The organism is Vogesella mureinivorans, from assembly GCF_007644035.1.
In the GTDB taxonomy this organism is placed as follows: Bacteria; Pseudomonadota; Gammaproteobacteria; order Burkholderiales; family Chromobacteriaceae; genus Vogesella; species Vogesella mureinivorans.
The window spans coordinates 1-271 of record NZ_VMTV02000608.1; the positions used below are offsets into that span (position 1 = coordinate 1).

Genomic DNA, 271 nt, shown 5'->3' on the forward strand with positions numbered 1-271 from the left:
AAACTGTCGCAAAAGCACCTCGCCCTGTTGAAACTCAACCTGTGGCGAAGCCTGTTGAAGAAAATCAGCATGCACAGGCTGAACCAGAGCTCAGTATTGAAAAAGCTGAAGTACAGCAACCTGTTCAACGTGCGAGCAATGATCCTCGTCAAAAACGTCGTCAACACTTTGGCACGAGGTTTTAAACCTTGTTCTTTTACTGCTTTTTCAGATGCCAATAACACCACAGCCGCACCATCCACAATTCCTGATGAATTTCCTGCATGATGTA

At 45.4% G+C, this 271-nt stretch carries 1 protein-coding gene; it reads left to right on the forward strand.

Features of this window, described 5'->3' with window-relative positions; all coding sequences use genetic code 11:
* The coding region (locus FLQ44_RS25375; protein WP_206208930.1) for a hypothetical protein at positions 1 to 267 on the forward strand (267 nt) is incomplete at its 5' end.
* Positions 268 to 271: the final 4 nt, after the last annotated feature.